Source organism: Oceanobacillus sp. B139/18, assembly GCF_055524595.1.
Genome location: NZ_JBVFXI010000005.1, coordinates 15,130 through 29,681, shown reverse-complemented (window position 1 = coordinate 29,681; position 14,552 = coordinate 15,130). Strand labels below are relative to the sequence as shown.

The window sequence follows — 14,552 nt, the reverse complement described above, 5'->3', positions numbered from 1 at the left end:
ATATTTATTTTTTTCTGTTGGTTAGTATAGAAATATTCTCTAAATTTAAAAGATGCATAAGGTGAATTATTAAATTATATACTTTTCTTTTATAATAGACGTGAATAATCTTTAGTCAGATATTATAACTAGCGGAAGAAATACACGGAGACTCCTGTGGGAAAGCGCGGAGGGAAGACCCCGCAGAAAAAAAGCGAACTTCTTTTTTTCGAGGAGGCTGAGCTCAAGCCCACGGAAAGCGGAGTGTATTTCTGGAGCGACAGCCAGGAAATCTTTTTTATTCCAAAGCATATCTATTATTTGATTTATAGTAAAACCAACTTGATTTCTTCAGGAATCAGCGAGATAATAAAAAACAAAATTATAATTTTTGCAATAAACTATTATTCATTCAGCAAAGAAAATTCACTTGAAAGCATACCTGATTTTCAGTACAATTTGAACGATATATAAATTTAAGGAGTGGTCACGTGAGTAATGTATTTGTATTTGATCATCCGTTAATTCAACATAAATTAACGTATATTCGCGATAAAAATACAGGAACAAAAGAATTTCGCGAGCTTGTAGACGAAGTAGCGATGTTAATGGCATTTGAAATTACAAGAGATTTACCAACATCTGATGTAGAAGTGGAAACACCAGTTACCACATCAAAATCAAAAGTATTAGCTGGTAAAAAACTTGGACTGGTGCCGATTCTTCGTGCAGGCTTAGGCATGGTTGACGGCGTACGCAAACTGATTCCGGCAGCAAAAGTTGGACATGTTGGTTTATATCGTGACCCAGAAACACTAAAACCGGTAGAATACTATGTTAAATTACCCAATGATATTAAAGAACGTGAACTGATTGTGATTGACCCGATGCTGGCAACAGGCGGTTCGGCAATTGATGCCATTGGTGCTTTGAAAAAACGCGGCGCGAAAAATATCCGCTTGATGTGTCTGGTAGCGGCACCAGAAGGCGTGAAGGCAGTACAAGAAGTACACCCGGATGTAGATATTTACTTAGCAGCACTAGATGAACGTCTGGATGACCATGGTTACATTGTTCCCGGCCTTGGAGATGCAGGAGATCGTCTATTCGGAACAAAATAAGAGAATGAAAAGCAGACTGGATATCATATCTAGTCTGCTTTTCATGTTAAAAAGAAGACTGTGGATAACACAGAATACCATAAAAGAACCGTGTGATAAATTTACCCCCGTTAAAAATTGTATAAAATGACCTTTATCCACGAAAACTACTCTACAAAGGTGGAGATGTTATGTGGAAAAAGGTGTTGTACTCTCTCGTAATCTGCTTGCTTTTGATGCAGCTGCAAACCATAACGGTGTATCATGCTGACAATCCCAAGCAGACTCTGATTATAGAAGTAGAGGGAGACCCGCATGAAGTAAAAGAAGAAATAGAAGCTTATCATCCATTTGTGGAGGTTGTAGCGGTATACGATATTGTTTTTGACGGACTTGCTGTCGAAGGAAAAGGAGAGCAGCTGGCAGAGCTTGGCTCCATTGAGCAGGTGAAGACATTCCACCAGGTGCAGACATACGAAACCCTGCCTCAACAGACAAATAGCGCCGATGTAACGGAAGAAATGGATTCCTCTGCACCAGAACCGCAAGATTTGAATACAACTCCTTTTACAGGGGACGGTGTTAAAGTAGGTGTGATTGATACAGGAATTGACTATAACCACAATGATTTACAAAAGAATTATCAAGGCGGCTATGATCTGGTTGATTTCGATGATGATCCAATGGAAACCACACCGGAGGAAGGGCAGCCAACTGCACACGGGACCCATGTAGCAGGAATCATTGCAGGCAATGGGGAGATAAATGGGGTAGCTCCAGACGCAGAGATTTACTCCTATCGTGCTCTTGGGCCAGGCGGTTCAGGCTCCTCTGTTCAAGTGCTGGCTGCTATAGAAAAAGCAATCGAGGATGAGATGGATATTATCAACCTGTCCTTGGGCAATGATGTCAATGTTCCGGATTACCCGACGAGTATGGCTGTAAACCGTGCCAGCGAGCTTGGCATGATTGTTGTTATTGCAAATGGAAACAGCGGACCGGATGCATGGACAGTCGGATCGCCGGCAACAGCAGACAAGTCTGTATCTGTGGGAGCATCCACAACACCCCAAAAAGAGCCTGTGCTTGCAGATACGTTTGAGGAAAAGGAAATTCCTTTAATCGAAGCAATCGGAGCTGAACCATGGGAGCTGGACCGCTCCTATGAGCTGGCGGATATGGACAATCTGGAGCAGGGAGAATCTCTACAAGGAAAAATAGCAGTTGCGAAACGAAAAGAGATTCCCTTTTTTGAATTGGCATTACAAGCAGAAAGTCTGGGTGCAGAAGCCTTGATTATTTATAATTCAGAACCTGGACCTTTGCAGGCATCGGTAGAGAATAACCGTCAGCCTGTAACAATTCCGGTTGCTTCTATCCAGCAAGAAGAAGGAGAATGGCTGCAGACGCAAATAAATCAAGGGAATTATTTTATAGATTCTATTCAAAAAGAATCGTTATTGACGATTGCACCCTTTAGTTCACGTGGGCCGGTGACTGTCCAATGGGCAATCAAGCCGGATATTTCTGCACCGGGAGCTGCCATATGGAGCACGGTTCCCGGAGGATATCAGGCAATGGACGGGACGAGTATGGCCGCTCCGCATGTGGCAGGGGCCTTTGCTGTTTTAAAGGAGGCGCATCCAGACTGGACGAATACACAGCTGATTGGCGCACTTAAAACAACAGCACAGCCTTTTGAAGAACAGGAAGTCCGGCTTAATGCTACTACGCAAGGGATGGGACTGATGCAGCTGGATGCGGCAGTAGATACCCCTGCCATTATTTCTGACCCGCAGCTGGAGTTTGGGAAGCTGAATCAGTATCAGGAAGCATTTACAGAAACAGTTACGATTGAAAATAAAACAGAGAAAGAACAAACGTATTATTTTGAAACGCCGGAGCGAAAAGATGGTCTAGTATGGAGCATCCCGCAATCCTTTACAATCGAACCGGGAGAACAAGAGGAAGTAACGATAGAGCTGTCAATGAACCGGGAGCGTCTGGAAGAAGGAGTGCATGAAGGCTGGCTGACACTGAAAGAAGATGAAAGAAGCTATGCTTTGCCGTACATCATTGTCAATCAGGAGGCAGATCAGCCTAAAACGGCAGGCTTTGAATTCTACTTGGAACCGTTTGAAAATGCGGATTATAAGTATCAATTCTTTGTAACAGAACCTGTTAAAAGCCTGGATGTCAGTTTATATCACCCAGAGACATTATTGTTTGAACGGAAACTGCTGGAAGAAGCAGAACTGGAGGAAGGGCGTCATGAGGGAGTTATCAGCAAAGAAGAAGCAGGAGCACCTGGTTATTACCTGGCATTAATCACAGCAGAGCTTGAAGACGGTGAGTTTGAGCAGGTGGAAACGATGGTTTTTATAGAAGACGTTCAAAATGTCCCTCAGTAATAAGCTGCGGGCAAGGATTTCTGTAAAACACAGCACGCAAGAAGTACGGATAGGCTTTTTTCGGCGGGATGTGGGTTGCAATTACCAATGTTGTCAGGTTAATGAATTTTATTAAATATTATACAGATAGTACTCAAACCTATCTAGCGGAGGAAAAACACGGAGACTCCTATGGGAAAGCGTAGGGTGAAGACCCCGCAGAAAAAAAGTGTACTTCTTTTTTTCGAGGAGGCTGAGCACAAGCCCATGGAAAGCGTAGTGTTTTTTCGCAGCGGTCGCATTAACCTGCAATTACTCGTCCCATCGAAAAACGTCGCAGCGGACATCTCTTTGGCAAGAACACCGAGGTTGTAAAGACCTATTGGTGTTCTTGGTCTTTCTGAACATCCATGTATGATAATAAAATGTATTATTTTATCTCAGCTAAAATAAGATGAAAAAATCTCTGATTTCTACCTTTTTTATCTAGTAAAAAAAAGCTTGTTCACAAAAATGTCAAATCGATTGGAAGTATTTGTGTGGAAGAGACCTTGTAAAACATTTCACAAACCCTTATACTATAGGAATACGCTTGATTTGAAGGGTTTTATGACGGTTTTAAAAATACCCAGTATATTGCTTGGTACACGTTGACAACTCTTACAGGCGTATTGTAAACTTACTTAGTGTGGAGAAAAGGAGAGAGCGGTAAAAGCCCATTAAAAATCGATGCTTTCTGAAAAATATGCGAAATGCATTTCTCTGCCTTCTATACATAGATGCAAATAGTATGTAACACCTCCGCATCTAAGACTACAAGTAGTATTACCCAGCAAGAAGTTCCCCAACTTGATTGAAAACGGATGCAAATCTATTTTCCTAACACAAGTATCTAAGTTGACGGGCATTAGGAGTGAAATAGCATTGATGTCTAATTTTGATAATATGATTATCCGTCAGCGGAAGTGGATGCTTTACTGGTTAGCAATTTTAGTTCTTTGCGCTGGATTCCTACCCTATACCCGAATTTTACTCGGTCTAATCTTAGGTAGTAGTGTTAGTCTTTATAACTTGTGGTTACTGCAATACAAGTCCAATCAACTTGGCGAAACAATTGCAGCAGGCAGGAAGGCTAGAAGCGGTTTAGGTACATTCTCCAGGATGACAGCCGCCATTTTAGCTGTTGTCATCGCGATGCGATTTGAAGCGTATTTCCATTTATATGCTGTAATCTTTGGAATTGTATCTTCTTATGTGATTATGGCGCTGGATTTTATTTTCTATCAGATTATCGTATACAAACGAGGAGAAGATAGACCACTCTAGTATTCCATTTTTACTTACAAATAGTTTTAGTAAAGGGGTGATAATTTTGGATCACGAAAGTCCGATAGTACATGATGTCTTTGGGATACCAGGTGCGGATTTAAACCTTGCCAATCTTTTAATGACTGTTATTGTATCACTCATTGTGTTTGTTTTTTGTGTGTGGGGAAGCAAAAAACTGCAGATGAAGCCTACAGGCATACAGAACTTTATGGAATGGGCAGTAGAGTTTGTCAAAGGCATTATAAAAGACAATATGGATTGGAAAACAGGGAGACTATTTCTTCCGCTTGGTTTAACGCTTATTTTTTATATCTTAGTAAGTAACCTTGTGGGTGTAGCAACTGTGGGCGTGGTTGGACATGACTTATGGTGGAAATCTCCAACTGCAGATCCAGTGATGACATTGACACTATCTGTAATGGTTATTTTATTAACGCATTACTATGGTATAAAAATCCGGGGCACCAAGGCATACTTAAAAACATTCGTAAGTCCCGTGCCGCTTATGTTGCCATTTAAAATTGTTGAAGAATTCACAAATACTTTAACATTAGGTCTTCGTTTATTCGGTAACATTTATGCAGGTGAAATCTTATTAGGTCTACTTATTGGACTGGCAACATCATCTGTATTCGGATTTTTCGGAGCAGCGATCCCGACACTTGCGTGGATGGGCTTCAAACTCTTTATCGGTACAATTCAAGTTTATGTATTTGTTATGTTAACAATGGTGTACATGTCTCATAAAGTGAGCGAGGACCATTAAATAAAACTATTATATTTTTTTACACATAAAAAGGAGGAAATTATTCATGGGAGCTTTAGCAGCAGCAATCGCAATTGGACTGGCAGCATTAGGTGCTGGTCTTGGTAACGGTATGATCGTAAGTAAAACAGTAGAGGGAATCGCTCGTCAGCCAGAACTAAGAGGACCGCTTCAAGGAACAATGTTTATCGGGGTAGCACTTGTTGAGGCGATTCCGATCATCGCAGCAGTTATCGCATTTATGGTAATTGGCGGCTAATTTTTCAGAAATATAATGGCGAAGTTTATCTCAGGGAGAATCTTCGCCATTCCTTTATGCAACAGTGTTCATTCTAAAAGGTATACGACGTTTTGTATGTAATAAATGAAATAGAGCAGGCAGCCCGGCTGAGCAGCAGCGGTATGCGCTCTATTTTAGAACAAGGTCTTAGCGAAAGGAGTGGAATTCGTGCATTCATATACTGATTTATTGATAGTTGGAGCCCAAATCGGCGGCTTGCAATGGGTAGACATGCTCGTTCAGCTATTTTTCTTCCTTGTACTTCTGGCATTATTGAAAAAGTTCGCCTGGGGTCCATTGATGAATATGATGGAAAAGCGTGAGCAATACGTAGCGAATGAAATCGAAGAAGCTGAAAAAAGCAGAGCTGATGCAGAAAAAGCTTCTAAAGAAGCAGCTGAGCAGCTTAATCAAGTGAGAGCGGAAGCTCAAAAAATGATTGAAGATGCAAAAGCAGCAGGCAGCAAGCAAGAAGAACAGATTATTGCAGCTGCGAAGAAAGAAGCAGAGCGTCTGAAAGAAGCTGCCCAGGCAGATATCCAAAACGAGAAAGAAAGAGCTATCCAAGCGCTGCAGGATAAAGTGGCGTCTCTATCTGTATTAATTGCCAGCAAAGTGATTGAGAAAGAATTAACGGAGCAGGATCAAGAGAAATTAATCAACGAATACATTAAAGAGGTAGGAGAAGAGCGATGAGTAATGTAGTAGTTGCTAAACGATACGCAGATGCTCTTTTCAGACTTGGAGTAGAACAGCAAAAATTAGAACAGCTTACAGCAGACTTTAAAGTCGTGCAGCCTGTTTTTAAGAATGATAAAAAATTAGCTAAATTCCTGACGCATCCAAAGATTGATAATGCAAAAAAGAAACAGCTGGTAGTTGAAGGTTTTCAAGGGGTGGACCCGATTGTATTGAATACACTTCAATTATTGGTGGATCGCCATCGAATATCGATCATTCCAACCATTATCGATGAATTCATTTCTTTAGTAAATGATGCAAAAGGAATGGCAGATGCTACAGTTTATTCGACAAGAAATTTAACGGATGATGAAAAGAGTCATTTAGCACGCTCTTTTGCTGTCCGATTAGGAAAAAGTGCAGTTCAACTTAACAATATCGTCGATCCGTCGATTTTAGGCGGAATCAAAATCAGAGTTGGAAATACGATTTATGACGGTACGGTAAAAGGGAAGCTAAATCGAATCTCCCGTAGTATTGTATCTGCTAATAAATGATGATAGGGGTGAAATGGTATGAGCATTAATGCTGAAGAAATCAGTACGCTGATAAAAAAGCAAATTGAAAATTTTGATTCAGACATAGAAGTTACTGATGTAGGAACAGTTATTGAAATCGGGGACGGGATTGCACGTGCACACGGACTTGATAATGCAATGGCTGGAGAGCTGCTTGAATTCTCTAATGGAGTAATGGGCCTGGCTCAGAACTTAGAGGAAAGCAATGTAGGTATCGTTATTCTTGGACCTTACGAGGAAATCAAAGAAGGTGACGAAGTTCGTCGTACAGGCCGTATCATGCAAGTACCGGCTGGAGAGGAACTTTTAGGCCGCGTGGTGAACCCGTTAGGTCAGCCAATCGATGGACAAGGCGCAATCGAAACGTCAAAAATGCGTCCAATCGAAGCACAGGCACCAGGTGTAATGGATCGTAAATCCGTTGATGAGCCATTACAAACAGGTATAAAAGCGATTGACGCGCTTGTACCAATCGGACGCGGACAGCGTGAGTTGATCATCGGTGACCGTCAGACTGGTAAAACAACGGTAGCAGTAGATACAATTTTGAACCAGGCAGATCAGGATATGATTTGTATCTATGTTGCCATCGGTCAAAAAGAATCCACTGTCCGTTCGACAGTAGAAACATTCCGTAAACATGGTGCATTAGATTACACAATCGTTGTATCTGCAGGTGCATCTGACCCGGCTCCATTATTATACTTATCACCATATGCTGGTGTAGCGATGGGTGAAGAGTTCATGTATAACGGCAAACACGTGCTTGTTGTTTATGATGATTTATCAAAACAGGCAGTTGCTTACCGTGAACTTTCTCTGTTACTTCGTCGTCCGCCAGGCCGTGAAGCATTCCCGGGGGATGTATTCTATCTGCATTCACGCTTATTAGAACGTGCAGCTAAACTAAGTGACGCAAAAGGCGGCGGTTCGTTAACAGCACTACCTTTTGTTGAAACACAAGCAGGAGATATCTCTGCGTATATCCCTACCAACGTTATCTCGATTACAGATGGTCAGATTTTCTTACAATCCGACTTATTCTTCTCAGGGGTACGTCCGGCGATTAACCCTGGTTTATCTGTATCCCGTGTAGGTGGATCCGCACAAATCAAAGCGATGAAAAAAGTTGCTGGTACGCTTCGTCTTGACCTGGCATCATTCCGTGAGCTGGAAGCATTCTCGCAATTCGGTTCTGATCTTGACAAAGCAACACAAGCGAAACTTAACCGCGGTCAACGTACAGTGGAAGTATTGAAGCAGGGTCTTCATAAACCAATGGGCGTTGAAAAACAGGTTGCGATTATCTATGCCTTAACAAGAGGTTTCTTAGATGATATTCCTGTGGAAGATATTCAGCGTTTTGAAGAAGAAATGAATATTTGGATCGAGCATAACCAAAATGATATTTTCACAACAATTCGCGAAACTGGTGCTCTTCCAGATGATAAAGAATTCAGCGGAGCAATTGAAAGCTTCAAAAATACATTCTTGCCATCTAATCAATAAGATGTCTGCGATAAAAGTAAAAGGACCGAATAGCGAATAACTTCGGTCCGCATTCCTTATAGGAAAGTGTGGTGAAAAGCTTGGCATCACTGAGAGATTTAAAAGGAAGAATTGACTCAACGAAGAAAACAAAACAAATCACAGGGGCAATGGAGCTTGTATCGGCATCTAAAATGTCTAAGGCAGAACAAAATGCCCGCGGATTTGTTCCATACGCAGAGAAGCTGCAGGAAGTAGTTAGCAGTATTGCAAATTCCAATACAGACTTACAGCATCCGATGCTTACGAAGCGGGAAGTGAAGAAAACAGGCTATCTGATCATCACTTCTGACCGTGGTTTAGTTGGAGCGTATAATAGTCATATTTTAAAAAACCTTATAAATAAAATTGAACAGAATCATTCCTCAAAAGATGAATATACCCTTATTGTGATTGGGAGAAAAGGATATGACTTTTGCCGTAAACGCGGACTTCCAGTTGCCCAGAGTATATTAGGAATGTCAGACCATCCTTCATTTGCAGATGTGAAAGACCTTGCTTCTGAAGCTGTGCAAATGTATGCTGATGAGGAAATTGATGAACTTCATATTATTTATAATCATTATGTAAGTGCGATTTCTCAAGTAGTCACAAATAAACAGCTTCTGCCGATTGAAAATATAGAAGAACAAAGCGCTTCTGCCTCTGATTATGAATTTGATCCGAATCAGGAGGAGATTCTGGAAGTACTTTTACCTCAATATGCAGAGAGCTTGATTTTTGGCGCATTACTTGACGGAAAAGCAAGTGAGCATGCTGCAAGTATGACAGCAATGCGCAGTGCAACAGATAATGCAAATGAATTGATTGGTGATTTAGAACTTTCATATAACCGTGCACGTCAAGCAGCGATTACCCAAGAGATTACCGAAATCGTCGGCGGTGTAGCAGCGCTTGAATAGGCACGCAGGTAAGTTAAGTTAGGAGGGGAACAGATGACGAAAGGACGCGTAACACAGCTGATGGGACCGGTCGTTGACGTACGTTTTGAAGATGGTCAGCTCCCAGCTATAAACAATGCATTAGTAGTACGCAGTAAACAGTCAGGTGAAGATTTAACGCTTGAAGTAGCCCTTCACCTTGGTGATCATAGTGTTCGTACAATTGCAATGTCCTCAACAGATGGTTTCCAGCGCGGAGCAGAAGTAGAAGATTTAGGTCGACCGATTTCTGTCCCTGTTGGAGATGTTACATTAGGACGAGTATTTAATATTTTAGGTGAAAAAATTGATTTAGATGAGCCGCTTCCAGCAGGCACCCGCTTAGATCCAATTCACCGGGAAGCACCGGATTTTGAGAATCTTTCTACAGAAACAGAGATCTTGGAAACAGGTATTAAAGTTGTAGACTTGCTTGCCCCATATATCAAGGGTGGTAAGATCGGTCTGTTTGGCGGAGCCGGTGTAGGTAAAACCGTATTAATTCAAGAATTAATCAATAACATTGCTCAAGAGCATGGCGGTATTTCTGTATTTGCGGGTGTTGGAGAACGTACCCGTGAAGGAAATGACCTTTACTATGAAATGAGCGACTCTGGAGTTATTGCAAAAACAGCGATGGTATTTGGTCAGATGAACGAGCCGCCTGGTGCCCGTATGCGTGTGGCATTGACAGGTCTTACGATGGCTGAATATTTCCGTGATGAACAAGGTCAGGACGTATTATTGTTTATTGATAATATCTTCCGTTTTACCCAAGCAGGTATGGAGGTATCCGCACTTCTTGGACGTATGCCTTCAGCCGTAGGTTACCAGCCGACACTTGCTACAGAAATGGGACGATTACAGGAGCGTATCACTTCAACGGATAAAGGTTCTGTAACATCAATTCAAGCAATTTATGTACCGGCCGATGACTATACTGATCCAGCGCCGGCAACTACTTTCGCTCACTTGGACGCAACGACAAACTTAGATCGTAAGCTTTCTGAGCAAGGTATCTATCCTGCCGTGGATCCATTAGCATCAACTTCTCGTGCACTTGACCCGGAAGTGGTTGGCGAGGAGCATTATCGTGTTGCGGTAGAAGTACAGCAAACACTTCAAAAATACCGTGAATTGCAGGATATTATTGCAATTCTTGGTATGGACGAGTTAAGTGATGAGGACAAGCTGGTAGTTTCCCGCGCACGCCGTATTCAATTCTTCTTATCGCAAAACTTCCACGTTGCTGAGCAGTTCACTGGGCAGCCTGGCTCGTACGTTCCGGTAAAAGAAACGGTTCAAGGCTTCAAAGAAATTCTTGAAGGAAAGTACGATGACCTTCCAGAGGATGCCTTCCGTCTTGTTGGACGTATCGAAGAAGTAGTTGAAAAAGCAAAAGCTTCGGAATAATAGACAGCAGAGGATGATTCATAAATGAAAGACCAATGTATCATCCTTATGGCTTCGAGGCCAGCTGTAGGAGGGGTAAACATTGAGTACATTAGAAGTAAGTGTCGTCACTCCTGAAGGTCCGATTCTGGAAGATAGCTTTGATATGGTTGTCTGTAAAGCGGAAACTGGTGAAATTGGAATCCTGCCAAAGCATATTCCGCTTGTCTCGCCACTGCAGATTAGTATTGTCCGCTTGAAGAAATCAGGTGATACGAAGCAGGTTACAATCAGCGGAGGCTTTATGGAAGTACAGCCTGATAAAGTAACTATCCTGGCACAGTCTGCGGAAACTGCTGATCATATCGACGTTTTGCGTGCAAAGCAAGCAAAAGAACGTGCAGAGAAACGTCTTCAGGATAAAAGCGATACAGTAGATAGATATCGTGCTGAACTTGCATTAAAACGGGCAATTAATCGTCTGGAAATCGCAAATTCATAATATAAGTTTTAAATAAATAAACTCCCTGCCCAAATGATGGATAGGGAGTTTATTTTATCGCAGTGTAACTGACTGCAGGACTCCCTCTGAATAAAATTTTGTTTTAAGAAGGGAGCAAACAGTTGAATAATAAATAATTCATATTGGCTGTTATCGATATCAAAAGTACTTCTTACCAAGGAAATAAAACGAAATATGTTATAATTTCCCGGGAAATGATGCATTGAAAATATTATTCCACAATATAAGACAAAAAATAAAAGTGGAATGGTATATATAAATGAAAGTAAGAAATTAGAATTTTGTTTTCTTATAATAATGCCGAGATGGTGATTGAAAAGAGTAATCAGCGAACGTTTTTAGTGGGGTGCGGTTACTGACCACCGTCATAACCATTATAGCGGCAGGTATAAATCCGACAATCATTTAAAAAATAATATTTCAGCGTATAAAGAAAGGAGTTTGTTATGTTTTCAGCAGGACAATTAGCTTTGCTCAGTATCTTCTCCCATATCATGTTTATTTATCTGACTTGGAAAGTAGTTACTGCCATCCGGATTGAAACGATATTTAAAAAAGGAAGATCAGCAGAAGCAAGAGTGTTTCTTCTGTTTATTACGATTATGATTGGAACAGGTGTAAGCAGGTTCTTTCTTGATATATTACAATGGTCTGGTGATTTAATATATCTTTTTTCTTCCATATATGTATTGATATAAAAACTTCTGTCAAAACTGAGATTAATAGATTTGATAGGAGGTTTTTTTATGTTTCATAAAATTCTTTTTCATTCTAATTTCCCTTTTACCCAAGCAAGCCCCCTTCAGGCATTCCAAAATCGAGGTCAGCGAAACAAACAGGCTATTTGTTTTTTGCTGCTTATTTGCTTTTTTGTTAACCAGGCCTTCAGCCAGCCTTATCAGGAGGATGAAATGCAGGACTTAGGTGCATTTGCGATGTCGAACGATTGGAATATCGACTTTTGGGAGGTAACGATGAAGGAACAGATGGCAGCAGAAGAGGCACAACATCTTGTTCAGCAGCTGGAAGCAACGTATACGCTACAGGAGGATAAGGATGAAAACCGGATAAAGTATACTTTTGAGAGTCGTCACAAAGAGGACCCCTTTTACGTAATATATAATGTGATTCTTCCTGTGGATAAGGAAGAGCTGGCAGAGGTAATTGTTGTTATGCATGGGACTGATTGGAATAACCAAATAAGCCAAAAGTATCAAAAAGAGAAAAGAGCTGTACAAAAGAATTATTTAACAAAAGAGACACAACTATATACTTGTCTATCTATACAAGATAGTGATATAATGAATCACGATGTAATTTTAAATGAAGCAGCGACATATTTTAATATAGAGCATATTTCGACTAAAAATGACAATATAGAAAATTCTAGGATTGAAAAAAGTACATACGGGTATACAAAAACATGGGAGCAGTTTTATTTCATGGAAAATGACCCAAAAAATGTGCAAATTACCACTGTTGCAGATCGTCAAGGGGAAAAGAGTTTTATGATAGGAACACCTATCCTAATCAATGAATATTAATAATAGGGAAATTAGATTCTGAAGGGGATTTATGACATGGAAAAAATCATCGTTGGTGGCGGACGAAAGTTAGAAGGCACTGTGCGTGTTGAAGGTGCTAAAAACGCAGTCCTGCCTGTACTTGCTGCTAGCTTAATAGCTAGTGAAGGAAAAAGTATTATTAAAGAAGTACCAGTATTAGCAGACGTATACACAATTAATGAAGTGCTTCGCAACTTAAATGCCAATGTGGAATTTGATTCAACAGAAAAAACAGTAATGATTGATGCTTCTGCTAAGCTGGAGACAGAAGCCCCGTTTGAATATGTAAGAAAAATGCGTGCATCCGTGCTTGTGCTGGGACCATTATTAGCCCGCTATGGACACGCAAAGGTAGCTATGCCTGGAGGATGTGCAATTGGATCACGTCCAATTGACTTACATTTAAAAGGTTTTGAAGCTATGGGAGCAGAGATTCACGTTGGTAATGGTTTTGTAGAAGCTAAATCAAATGGCCGCCTGCATGGCGCGAAAATTTATTTAGATATGCCAAGTGTTGGTGCTACAGAAAATATCATGATGGCCGCTGCATTAGCAGATGGAAAAACAGTGATTGAAAACGCAGCGAAAGAACCTGAAATCGTTGACTTAGCTAACTACTTAAATAAAATGGGCGCAAGAATCGTTGGAGCTGGTACTGAAACCATCCGTATCCACGGTGTGGAAAAGCTTTACGGAACAGAGCATATCATGATTCCAGATCGTATTGAAGCAGGAACATTTATGGTTGCAGCAGCAATTACAAAAGGAAATATATTAATTGAAAATGCTGTGCGTGAACATTTAAGTTCAGTGGTTTCGAAATTGGAAGAGATGAACGTGCAAGTGATTGATGAAGACGGCGGATTACGGGTTATTGGTTCTGATGCGACGCAATCTACAGATATAAAAACATTGCCGCATCCAGGTTTCCCGACAGATATGCAATCACAAATGATGGCATTGATGTTATGTGCGAAGGGAACCAGTGTTATCACTGAAACCGTATTTGAGAACCGTTTTATGCATGTAGAAGAATTTCGCCGTATGAATGCGAATATTAAAATTGAAGGCCGCAGTGTGATTATCGAAGGTCTTTCTAAATTACAGGGTGCAGAAGTGGCAGCGACAGATTTACGCGCAGCAGCAGCACTTATTTTAGCAGGACTTGTAAGTGACGGTTATACACGGGTTACAGAGCTGAAGCACTTAGATCGCGGATATGTTGATATCGTAGGAAAATTAGCGAATCTTGGCGCAGACATTAGACGCGTTGATGAAAATGGTGTCGTATTACAGCCATTAGGCGTAGAAGAAAATGTCGAATTAAGTGAATTTGTAACGGAATAATACTATCGCAATCCTTTCAAAAAAGATGTATCTCATGGAGATGCGTCTTTTTTATTTTTCTGTAATTAACCCCTATAACAAGCGACAGTTTTTGATAGGACGACTAATCGCAGCAATGTTATCAGGTTAATTAATTTTATTGAATATTATATTT

At 40.8% G+C, this 14,552-nt stretch carries 15 protein-coding genes; all 15 read left to right on the top strand.

Translation table 11 applies throughout. The annotated features are described in order from the left end of the window. Nucleotides 1-156: 156 nt before the first annotated feature. The 15 genes from ACZSMY_RS15095 to murA all read left to right on the top strand — a co-directional run bounded on the left by ACZSMY_RS15095 (nucleotide 157) and on the right by murA (nucleotide 14,398). Nucleotides 157-453: a hypothetical protein gene (locus ACZSMY_RS15095; protein ID WP_193064703.1), complete on the top strand. Its 297-nt coding sequence runs from the start codon at nucleotides 157-159 to the stop codon at nucleotides 451-453. A gap of 17 nt (nucleotides 454-470) precedes the next feature. Next, complete coding sequence (upp, locus tag ACZSMY_RS15090) at nucleotides 471-1,100, top strand: uracil phosphoribosyltransferase (RefSeq protein ID WP_042529494.1); 630 nt, start codon at nucleotides 471-473, stop codon at nucleotides 1,098-1,100. Between the two features lie 170 nt (nucleotides 1,101-1,270). Next, nucleotides 1,271-3,490, top strand: a complete 2,220-nt coding sequence (locus tag ACZSMY_RS15085; protein WP_339234677.1) for a S8 family serine peptidase — start codon at nucleotides 1,271-1,273, stop codon at nucleotides 3,488-3,490. A 906-nt stretch (nucleotides 3,491-4,396) separates the two neighbouring features. Then, complete coding sequence (locus ACZSMY_RS15080) at nucleotides 4,397-4,795, top strand: ATP synthase subunit I (protein WP_042529500.1); 399 nt, start codon at nucleotides 4,397-4,399, stop codon at nucleotides 4,793-4,795. A 46-nt stretch (nucleotides 4,796-4,841) separates the two neighbouring features. Continuing rightward, nucleotides 4,842-5,564 carry a F0F1 ATP synthase subunit A gene (gene atpB, locus ACZSMY_RS15075; protein WP_042529502.1) on the top strand — a complete coding sequence of 241 codons (723 nt, stop codon included), beginning with the start codon at nucleotides 4,842-4,844 and terminating at the stop codon, nucleotides 5,562-5,564. A 46-nt stretch (nucleotides 5,565-5,610) separates the two neighbouring features. Further along, nucleotides 5,611-5,823, top strand: a complete 213-nt coding sequence (gene atpE / locus ACZSMY_RS15070; RefSeq protein ID WP_040978261.1) for a F0F1 ATP synthase subunit C — start codon at nucleotides 5,611-5,613, stop codon at nucleotides 5,821-5,823. Nucleotides 5,824-6,012: 189 nt separating this feature from the next. Further along, nucleotides 6,013-6,540 carry a F0F1 ATP synthase subunit B gene (locus ACZSMY_RS15065; protein WP_042529504.1) on the top strand — a complete coding sequence of 176 codons (528 nt, stop codon included), beginning with the start codon at nucleotides 6,013-6,015 and terminating at the stop codon, nucleotides 6,538-6,540. After that, on the top strand, nucleotides 6,537-7,082 hold the full coding sequence (locus ACZSMY_RS15060) for a F0F1 ATP synthase subunit delta (RefSeq protein WP_042529506.1): 546 nt from the start codon (nucleotides 6,537-6,539) through the stop codon (nucleotides 7,080-7,082). The genes ACZSMY_RS15065 and ACZSMY_RS15060 overlap by 4 nt, the downstream gene beginning before the upstream one ends. A gap of 18 nt (nucleotides 7,083-7,100) precedes the next feature. Beyond that, a complete protein-coding gene (atpA, locus tag ACZSMY_RS15055; RefSeq protein ID WP_042529508.1) occupies nucleotides 7,101-8,612 on the top strand; it encodes a F0F1 ATP synthase subunit alpha in 1,512 nt (503 codons plus the stop codon). A gap of 80 nt (nucleotides 8,613-8,692) precedes the next feature. Beyond that, nucleotides 8,693-9,553 carry an ATP synthase F1 subunit gamma gene (gene atpG, locus ACZSMY_RS15050; RefSeq protein WP_042535684.1) on the top strand — a complete coding sequence of 287 codons (861 nt, stop codon included), beginning with the start codon at nucleotides 8,693-8,695 and terminating at the stop codon, nucleotides 9,551-9,553. A 33-nt stretch (nucleotides 9,554-9,586) separates the two neighbouring features. Next, complete coding sequence (atpD, locus tag ACZSMY_RS15045) at nucleotides 9,587-10,984, top strand: F0F1 ATP synthase subunit beta (protein WP_042529510.1); 1,398 nt, start codon at nucleotides 9,587-9,589, stop codon at nucleotides 10,982-10,984. 82 nt (nucleotides 10,985-11,066) lie between these two features. After that, on the top strand, nucleotides 11,067-11,465 hold the full coding sequence (locus ACZSMY_RS15040; protein WP_042529512.1) for a F0F1 ATP synthase subunit epsilon: 399 nt from the start codon (nucleotides 11,067-11,069) through the stop codon (nucleotides 11,463-11,465). Between the two features lie 467 nt (nucleotides 11,466-11,932). Next, on the top strand, nucleotides 11,933-12,184 hold the full coding sequence (locus ACZSMY_RS15035; RefSeq protein WP_256705219.1) for a DUF1146 family protein: 252 nt from the start codon (nucleotides 11,933-11,935) through the stop codon (nucleotides 12,182-12,184). A gap of 48 nt (nucleotides 12,185-12,232) precedes the next feature. Then, nucleotides 12,233-13,030, top strand: a complete 798-nt coding sequence (locus ACZSMY_RS15030) for a YwmB family TATA-box binding protein (RefSeq protein WP_289585507.1) — start codon at nucleotides 12,233-12,235, stop codon at nucleotides 13,028-13,030. Nucleotides 13,031-13,066: 36 nt separating this feature from the next. Continuing rightward, nucleotides 13,067-14,398: a UDP-N-acetylglucosamine 1-carboxyvinyltransferase gene (gene murA, locus ACZSMY_RS15025; RefSeq protein WP_042529516.1), complete on the top strand. Its 1,332-nt coding sequence runs from the start codon at nucleotides 13,067-13,069 to the stop codon at nucleotides 14,396-14,398. Nucleotides 14,399-14,552: the final 154 nt, after the last annotated feature.

What these genes read in the sequence shown, in the direction of transcription:
- ACZSMY_RS15085 (WP_339234677.1), top strand. Translation starts at nt 1,271, where the DNA reads ATGTGGAAAAAGGTGTTGTACTCTCTCGTAATCTGCTTGCTTTTGATG.
- ACZSMY_RS15080 (WP_042529500.1), top strand. Translation starts at nt 4,397, where the DNA reads ATGTCTAATTTTGATAATATGATTATCCGTCAGCGGAAGTGGATGCTT.
- atpE (WP_040978261.1), top strand. Translation starts at nt 5,611, where the DNA reads ATGGGAGCTTTAGCAGCAGCAATCGCAATTGGACTGGCAGCATTAGGT.
- ACZSMY_RS15060 (WP_042529506.1), top strand. Translation starts at nt 6,537, where the DNA reads ATGAGTAATGTAGTAGTTGCTAAACGATACGCAGATGCTCTTTTCAGA.
- atpA (WP_042529508.1), top strand. Translation starts at nt 7,101, where the DNA reads ATGAGCATTAATGCTGAAGAAATCAGTACGCTGATAAAAAAGCAAATT.
- atpD (WP_042529510.1), top strand. Translation starts at nt 9,587, where the DNA reads ATGACGAAAGGACGCGTAACACAGCTGATGGGACCGGTCGTTGACGTA.
- ACZSMY_RS15035 (WP_256705219.1), top strand. Translation starts at nt 11,933, where the DNA reads ATGTTTTCAGCAGGACAATTAGCTTTGCTCAGTATCTTCTCCCATATC.
- ACZSMY_RS15030 (WP_289585507.1), top strand. Translation starts at nt 12,233, where the DNA reads ATGTTTCATAAAATTCTTTTTCATTCTAATTTCCCTTTTACCCAAGCA.
- murA (WP_042529516.1), top strand. Translation starts at nt 13,067, where the DNA reads ATGGAAAAAATCATCGTTGGTGGCGGACGAAAGTTAGAAGGCACTGTG.